This window comes from Streptomyces sp. NPDC002537 (assembly GCF_053594975.1).
Genome location: NZ_JBSFWT010000157.1, coordinates 1 through 8,856, shown reverse-complemented (window position 1 = coordinate 8,856; position 8,856 = coordinate 1). Strand labels below are relative to the sequence as shown.

The following is an 8,856-nucleotide window of genomic DNA, read 5'->3' as shown; positions in this document are numbered from 1 at the left end:
AACGAAGACACCAACTCACCAGCGCCCTCAGCAGCACCACCACTACGCGACACCAACACCAAACGCCGCACCCCACACACCGACACCAAATACCGAGCCAACACCACCCCCAAACCACCCGTCGCACCCGTCAACAACACCGTCCCATCCCCACGCCAACCCCCCACACCCCCACAAGAAGCCGACGCCGAAACACCCCCCGAAACCCCCGACACACCCGAAACACCCGACACCGCAGCACGCACCAACCGCGGAACAAACAACACCCCACCACGCACAGCAACCTGAGACTCCCCCACCCCCAACACACCAGACAACACAGCCACATCAACACCAGCATCGACATCGACATCAGCATCAACATCCACCAGAACGATCCGACCCGGATGCTCCGCCTGAGCCGACCGCACCAGACCACCCACCGCAGCACCCGCAAGATCCGACACCACAGAACCACCCGCAGACACCGCACCCCGCGTCACCACCACCAAACGCGACGCCCCACAACGCTCATCCCCCAACCACAACTGAAGCTCACCCAACACACGCTCCAGCACACCACCCACACCAACACCCACATCACCCACACCACCACCGAACGCCCGAAGCACCACAACATCTGGCACCCCCGACACATCCCCCAAACCCTCAACACCCACAACCACCGACACCGACAGATCCACAGAACCCGCAGAACCCGCCGGCACCCAGTCCACCCGATACAACGAATCGTGGAACTCCGCCCCACCACCGCCGGCCAACTCCGCGGCCTGCGTGGGGCGGACGGTCAGCGACTCGATCGAGGCGACCGCCTCTCCGACGGCGTCGGCGATGTCCACGGCAACGCTGTCCACGCCCTGCGGAGACAACCGCACCCTGAGCGCGGACGCACCGGTGGCGTGCAACGAGACACCACGCCACTCCACGTTCCGCCGCAGTTCCACGGTCGGCTTGTCGTCCGCCACGGCGCCCAGGAGCGCCAGCCCCTGCACCGCGGCGTCCAGGGCCGCCGGGTGCAGGCCGAACCGCTCCGCGTCCTGCGCGGCCTGCCCGGACAGCACGACCTCCGCGTACAGCACCTCGTCATCACGCCAGACGGACTTCAGGGCCTGGAAGGCAGGCCCGTACGTCAAGCCCGCGTCCGCGTACCGCTCGTACAGGTCCTCGACCGACACCGGCACCGCCCCCACCGGAGGCCACACCCCCAGATCGGCGCCACCCGTACCAGTACGTGCCCCGGAACCGAGCACACCCGTGGCATGCCGCGTCCACGGCACATCCCCCACCACGTCCTCGGCACGCGAGAACACCCGCACCGAACGCCCACCCGACACCTCAGGCGCACCCACCACCACCTGAACCTGCACACCACCACGCGCCGGCAGCACCAACGGCGCCTCCAACGTCAACTCCTCCAACACCCCACACCCGACCTGATCCCCCGCCCGAATCGCCAACTCCACAAACCCGGTTTCCGGGAAGACGACGGAGCCCGCGGCAGCGCGGTCGGCGAGCCAGGGGTGACTGCCCACGGCAAGGCGTCCGGTGAACAGCGCACCGTCCGAGTCGGCCAGCATCATCGCCGCGCCCAGCAGCGGGTGATCGGCAGCGTCCAAGCCGATCGAGGCGATGTTCCCGACGGTCGTGCTGCTCTTGATCCAGTAGTGCTGGCGCTGGAAGGGGTAGGTGGGGAGGTCGACGGGCCGGGCGGGGTTGTTGGTGTGGAGGATGGTCCAGTCGACGGTGTGTCCATGGGCCCACAGACGCGCCAGTGCGGTGAAGGCTTCCGCCTGCTCGGGGTGGTTGCGGCGCAGGAGGGGGACGCACAGGGCGGTGGTGTCGTCGTCCAGCACGCTGGAGGTCATTGCGGTCAGGACCGCGTCCGGGCCGACCTCCAGGAACGTGGTGACACCGTCGTCGGCCAGGGTGTGTACGGCGTCGGCGAAGCGGACCGCCTGACGGACATGCTCCACCCAGTACGCGGGCGAGGTGAGTTCACCCACGCCGACGGTACGGCCGGTGACGGTCGAGACCACCGGAATACCCGGCTCGGTGAACGTCAGGCCCGAGACCACCGTGCGGAAGTCGTCGAGCATCGGATCCATGAGGGGTGAGTGGAAGGCGTGGGAGACCTTCAGCAAGGAGGTCTTGCGCCCCCGGCCCCGCAGCTCCTCCACGATCGCGTCGACAGTGTTCCGGGCGCCGGAGATCACGACTGCGCGCGGGCCGTTGACAGCCGCTATAGCCGCATCGGCAGCACCGTCGAGGAGAGCGAGGACCTCGTCCTCGGTCGCCTGGACCGCTGCCATCACCCCACCCTCGGGGAGAGCCTGCATCAGACGACCGCGCGCCGCGACCAGCGCACACGCATCCTCAAGCGAGAACACACCCGCCGCACACGCCGCCGCGATCTCACCCACCGAGTGACCGGCCACCACATCCGGACGCACACCCCACGACCCGGCCAGCCGGAACAACGCCGTCTCCACCGCGAACAGAGCAGGCTGCGCGTACTCCGTACGCTCCAGCAACCCCGCCTCGGCCGAACCATCCTCCGCGAACAGCACTTCCAGCAGCCCGTCGAAGTGCCCGCACACCTCGTCCAGGGCCTGGGCGAACACGGGGAAGGCCTCGTACAGTTCACGGCCCATACCGACCCGCTGCGCACCCTGCCCGGTGAACAGAAAGGCGGTTCTGCCACCCGTACGGGCCACACCCTGCACCAGCCCCGCGGCAGAAGCCTGCCCCGCCAGCGCGGCCAGCCCGGCCACCAGCTCAGTACGGCCGGAACCGGTGATCACTGCACGGTGCTCCAACTGCGCACGCGTCGTCGCCAGCGCCAGCCCCACATCCGCCGGGTCCGGAACATCGTCGCCCCGTACCAGGCCCAGCAACTGCCGCGCCTGCGCCCGCAAACCCTCCGCACTCGCCCCGGAGACGGGCCACAGTACCGGGCCCGCGGCCTCCGGCCGCTCCGGAAGGTCCGTGGCGGCGTGCTCCTCGGACGGGGCCTCTTCGAGGATCACATGCGCATTCGTGCCGCTGATTCCGAAGGACGACACCCCCGCACGACGCGGCCGATCGCTCTCCCAGGACACCGCCTCCGTCAACAACCGGACCTCACCCGCCGACCAGTCCACCTTCGACGACGGCGCATCCACATGCAACGTCCTCGGCAGGATGCCGTTGCGCATCGCCATGACCATCTTGATGATCCCGGCCACACCAGCCGCAGCCTGCGTATGACCCAGGTTCGACTTCACCGAACCCAGCCACAACGGACGCTCCTGCGCGCGATCACGCCCGTACGTCGCCAGCAGCGCCTGTGCCTCGATCGGGTCACCCAGTACCGTGCCCGTACCGTGCGCCTCCACCGCGTCGACCTGATCCGACGACAGACGCGCGTTCGCCAACGCGTCCCAGATGACGCGCTGTTGCGAGGGGCCGTTCGGCGCGGTGAGGCCGTTGCTGGCACCGTCCTGGTTCACAGCGGAACCACGCACCACGGCCAGTACCCGGTGGCCGTTGCGCCGCGCGTCCGAGAGGCGCTCGACCAGGAGCACGCCCACGCCCTCGGACCAACCGGTGCCGTCCGCCGCCTCGGAGAACGCCTTGCAGCGGCCGTCGGCCGCCAGACCGCGCTGCTTGCTGAAGGCGACGAAGGGGTCAGGGGTCGCCATCACGGTCGCGCCGCCCGCGAGCGCGAGGGTGCACTCGCCCTTGCGCAGTGCCTGCATCGCGAGGTGCAGGGCGACCAGCGACGAGGAGCACGCGGTGTCCACCGTCACCGCCGGGCCCTCCAGGCCCAGCACGTAGGAGATACGGCCGGACAGCACGGCCGCGTTGCTGCCGGTGGCCATGTAGGCCTCGGCCTCTTCCGGCAGCTTCAGGTCGAAGTACGTCTGGCCGTTGGTGCCGACGAAGACGCCGATCCGCTCTCCGCGCACCGTGTCGGGCGCGATCCCGCCGCGCTCGAACGCCTCCCAGGTCGCCTCCAGCAGCAACCGCTGCTGCGGGTCCATCGCCAGGGCCTCGCGCGGCGATATGCCGAAGAAGGCCGGGTCGAACTCCGCCGCGTCGTAGAGGAAGCCGCCCTTGCGCGGGTAGTCGGTGCCGTCGCCCTCAGTGGCTCCGGGGCCGGCCGCCGCCGCGTCCTCCGGGGCGGTCGACGCCTCCGGGCCCGGTACGTCGCCGGTGTCCCAGCCGCGGTCCTCGGGGAAGCCTCCGATGGCGTCGCCCCCTTCGGCGAGCAGTTGCCACAGGTCCTCGGGCGAGCGCACGCCGCCGGGCAGGCGGCAGCTCATCGCGACGATGGCGATGGGCTCCTGTTCGGCGTTCTCGATGTCCCGCAGCTGCTGCTTGGTGGCATGCAGGTCCGCGGTGGTCCGCTTGAGGTAGTCGAGCAGCTTCGCTTCGTTCACGTTCGCCATCAGGGCCTCGCGGTGTCTCGTTTCCCGGGAACTGCGCGTGCGGGAGGTTCGGGAAGTGGGGTGGAAGATGAGGGGGCGGTGCAGGGGGTCAGGAGAGCCCGAGTTCCTTGTCGAGGAAGTCGAAGACGTCCTCGGCTGTCGCGGAGTCGAGGCGGTCGGCGACGGAGGGACCGTCCGCCGGTGCCCCGCCGTCCGCGTCGGCGCGCTCGTTGAGCCGGGTGACGAGTTCCTGGAGCCGGTGGCCGATCCGGGTGCGTCGGATCTCCTCCGGCGGGAGGGAATCCGCCACGGATTCGATGCGTTCGAGTTCGGCCAGCACCGGCACTGCGGGCGCCGCTCCGCTCGCGCACAGTTCGCCGTGCAGGTGTCCGGCGAGGACGTCGGGGGTCGCGTAGTCGAACAACAGCGTGGCCGGCAGCTTCAGGCCGGTGACGGTGTTCAGTCGGTTGCGGAACTCGACAGCGGTGAGCGAGTCGAAGCCGAGCTCGTTGAAGGCCCGGCTGGACTGCACCGTGCCGGCGCTTTCGTAGGCGAGGACGAGTGCCACCTGCGTGCGCACGAGGTCCAGTATTTCGCGCCGCTGCTCGCCCTCGGGGAGCGTCGACAGCCGGACGACCAGGTCCGAGGGCGCCTCGGCGGTGCCGACCGGTCCGCCGGTTCCGGCGGTGGCGCCGGCCCGTACCTCGGGGAGGCCGGCGATCAACGAGCTGGGCCGGGTGGCGGTGAACGAGGCCGCGAGCTGCGGCCAGTCGGCGTCGAACACTCCGACGCAGGCCGCCGAGCGGTCCAGGGCCCGCTGGAGGGCCGTCAGGCAGAGGTCGGCGTCCATCGGGGCCAGGCCCCGCCACCAGGAACGGTCCTGTGAAGCGTCCTCGCCCGCCATTCCGCCACCGTCCCAGGGACCCCAGGCCACCGAGGTCGCCGCGAGACCCAGGGCCCTGCGGTGCTGCGCCAGGGCGTCCAGGTAGGCGTTCGCGGCGGCGTAGCTGCCCTGTCCGGCGCTGCCGAGCAGTCCGGCGATCGAGGAGAAGGTGACGAACGCCGTCAGCCCGCGGTCCTTGGTGAGTTCGTGCAGGTGCCGGGCGGCGGCCACCTTGGGACGCAGTACGCCGGCGAGCCGGTCGGGTGTGATGGACTCCAGCACGCCGTCGTCCAGGACACCGGCGGTGTGCATGACCGCGGTCAGCGGCTGGTCCTCGGGCAGGTCGTCGAGGAGTGCGGCCAGGGCCGTGCGGTCGGCGGCGTCGCAGGCGGCCACGGTGACCCGGGCACCGAGCGCGGTCAGTTCCGCCGAGAGCTCGGCGGCGCCCGGTGCCTGCGGGCCACGGCGGCTGGTCAGGACGAGGTGGTCGGCGCCGCCGCGGGCCAGCCAGCGGGCGACGTGCGCACCGAGCGCACCGGTACCGCCGGTGATCAGGACGGTGCCGTGCGGCTGCCAGCGGCCCGGGGGGACGGACTCGCTGCTTCCGTCGGTCCCGCTCGTCTCTTCGGTTCCGCTCGTCTCTTCGGTTCCGGCACGGGCATCGTCCGCGGCGCCGGACTCCGTATCGCCGAACTCCGTATCGCCGACACGGAGTTCCGTACCGCCGATGCTGGTGTCGGCGGGCACCCGCACCAGTCGGCGGCCGAAGGTTCCGGAGGCGCGCACCGCGATCTGGTCCTCCGCGTCGGCGCCCGGCTCACCGCCCGTCCGGCCCGTCCCGCCTGTCAGCACCGAAACCAGTCGGCCCGCCGTGCGGGCGTCGGGCGTCGGCGGGAGATCGACGAGTCCACCCCAGCGCTGCGGCTGCTCCAGGGCGACGACCCTGCCGAGACCCCATACCTGGGCCTGTTCCGGATTCGCCAGTTCCTCCGCACCGCCCACCGCGACGGCGCCGTTGGTCAGGCACCACAGCGGGGCGTCGATCGCCGCTTCGCCCAGGGCCTGGGCGAGCGCGACCGTGGCGGTCAGGCCACGCAGGCCGACGCCATCACCGTCACCACCGTCGTCGTCACCGCCATCGCCATCACCCGTGTCACCGCTTCCGGTGGCGGCGCCCTCGTCGAGGGCGAGGAGGGAAATCACCGCGCGCACGGGGGTGTTCGCGTCGCACGCGGTCCGCAGCCGGTCCGTGAGCGCGGTCCGGGCCGCGCCGGGTCGTGCGGCGTCCGCCAGCTCGGCCGTGTCCAGGGAGAGGTGCCGGTGCTCCGCGCCCCGGCTGCGCAGCGCCTCGCCGAGGCGGTCGGCCCAGAGCCGGGCGGCCGGTCCCTCCGGGACCACGACGAGCCAGGTGCCGGTGGCCGCGGCCGTGTCCGGGGCGGGTTCGGTGAGGGGCTGCCAGTCGATCCGGTAGCTCCAGGCGTCGGCCGTCGCCTCCTTGACCCGGCGGGCGCGCCAGGACCCGAGCAGCGGCAGCACCGCGTCCAGGGCGTCCTGCTGGGCGTCGGTCTCCGCGTGCAGGGCCGTGGCGAGCGTGGCGGTGTCGGCGCGCTCCACCGCGTCCCAGAAGGCCGAGTCGGCCGCGCCGCCGGCCGCGGACCGGGGGGCCGGTCCCGAGCCGTCGGCGGCGCCGTCCTCCCACCAGTAGCGCTGCCGCTGGAACGGGTAGGTGGGCAGCTCCACCCGCTGCCCGCCCCAGCTCTCGGCGACCGCGTGCCAGTCGACGGCCGTGCCGCGTACGTGGAGTTCGGCCAGCGCGGTGGTCAGCGTCCGCGGTTCGGGCCGGTCGGCGCGCAGCACCGGTACGAACGCCGGGCCCGCGGGGCCGCCGGTGGAGGGCGGGTCCAGCGGGTCGGCGCCGTCCGTCGCACATTGGCGGGCGAGGGCGGTGAGGGTGGCACCGGGGCCCAGTTCGACGAAGGTGCTGACGCCGAGCTGGCGGAGGGTGGCGATGCCGTCGCTGAACCGGACCGTCTCCCGTGCGTGCCGCACCCAGTATTCGGCGGAGGTCAGCTCTCCTTCCCCGCAGAGTTTTCCGGTGAGGTTGGAGACGACCGGGATACGCGGGGCGGTCATCGGGAGGCCGGCGACGACCTTCCGGAAGTCCGCGAGCATCGGGTCCATCCGAGGCGAGTGGAAGGCGTGGCTGACGCGCAGCCGTGACGTCTTGCGCCCCTGTTCCCGCAGTTGTCCGGCGGCCCGTAGCACGGCGTCCTCGTCGCCCGAGAGCACCAGGGCCGTCGGGCCGTTGACGACCGCGACCTCCAGTCGCTCGCCGAGGAGGGGCCGCACGTCGTCCTCGGACGCCTCGACGGCGACCATCGCGCCGCCCTCGGGCAGGGCCTCCATCAGCCGGGCCCGGGCGGCCACCAGTGTGCACGCGTCGGACAGGGTGAACACGCCCGCGACGTGTGCCGCGGCGATTTCCCCGATCGAGTGGCCGATCAGCAGGTCGGGACGGACGCCCCAGCCCTCCAGCAGCCGGAACAGCGCCACTTCGACGGCGAAGAGCGCGGCCTGCGCGCTGCCCGTACGGTTGAGCCGTTCCGCCTGTTCCGCTCCCGGCTCGTCCCCGTGGCTCCACATCACCTCGCGGACCGGCGTGTCGAGCTGCGGGTCCAGTGCGTCGCAGACGGTGTCCAGTGCTGCCGCGAACGCGGGCTGTGCCGCGTACAGGTCCTGTGCCATGCCCAGGCGTTGGGCGCCCTGGCCACTGAACATGAACGCGGTCCGGGCACCGGTCCCCTGCGGTGTGCCGCGCACCAGTCCGGCGATGTCGTCACCGGCGGCCAGCGCGTCCAGTCTGCGCAGCAGGCCGTCCCGGTCGTCGGCGACGACAACGGCCCGGTGGTCGAAGGTGGCGCGGGTGGTGGCGAGCGAGAACGCTACGTCGGCGGCGCTCACCGGTCGCCGGTCCTCGATCCCGGCATCGCTCGCGGCCTCGCTCGCGTCCTCGCTCGCGGTCCCGGTCCGGTCCTGATGTGCAGGGGTGGCAGTGAGGTGTGTGCGCAGCCGACCCGCCGTCTCCCTCAGCGCCCGGTCGTCGCGCGCCGACAGCAACCACGGGAGAGTCCGCGGAACGTCGTCGGCGAGCGGGGACGGAGCGGCTTCGGCGGGCCCTTCGTCTTCGGGCCCTTCGTCTTCGGGCCCTTCGCCTTCGGGCCGGGTGTCGGCGGGCGCCTCCTCGATGATGATGTGCGCGTTGGTGCCGCTCAGGCCGAACGAGGAGACGCCCGCCCGGCGCGGGCCGTCGCTGTGCCATGCCACCGGTTCGGTCAGCAGCCGTACGTTGCCGGCCGACCAGTCGACCTTCGGCGTCGGCTCGTCCACGTGCAGGGTGCGGGGCAGCGTGCGGTGCTTGATCGCCTGCACCATCTTGATGATGCCGCTGACACCGGCGGCGGCCTGCGCGTGGCCCATGTTGGATTTGATGGATCCGAGCCAGAGGGGGTGGTCGGTGGGGCGGTTGTGTCCGTAGGTGGCGATGAGTGCCTGGGCTTCGATGGG

2 protein-coding genes are annotated in these 8,856 nt (G+C 71.5%); both read right to left on the bottom strand.

The genetic code is table 11. The features are described 5' to 3' along the window. Nucleotides 1–4,430, bottom strand: a 4,430-nt coding sequence (locus ACWD4A_RS34660) for a beta-ketoacyl synthase N-terminal-like domain-containing protein (RefSeq protein WP_451200357.1), incomplete at its 3' end; no start/stop codon positions are given. Between the two features lie 88 nt (nucleotides 4,431–4,518). Continuing rightward, the coding region (locus ACWD4A_RS34655; protein WP_451200355.1) for an SDR family NAD(P)-dependent oxidoreductase at nucleotides 4,519–8,856 on the bottom strand (4,338 nt) is incomplete at its 5' end.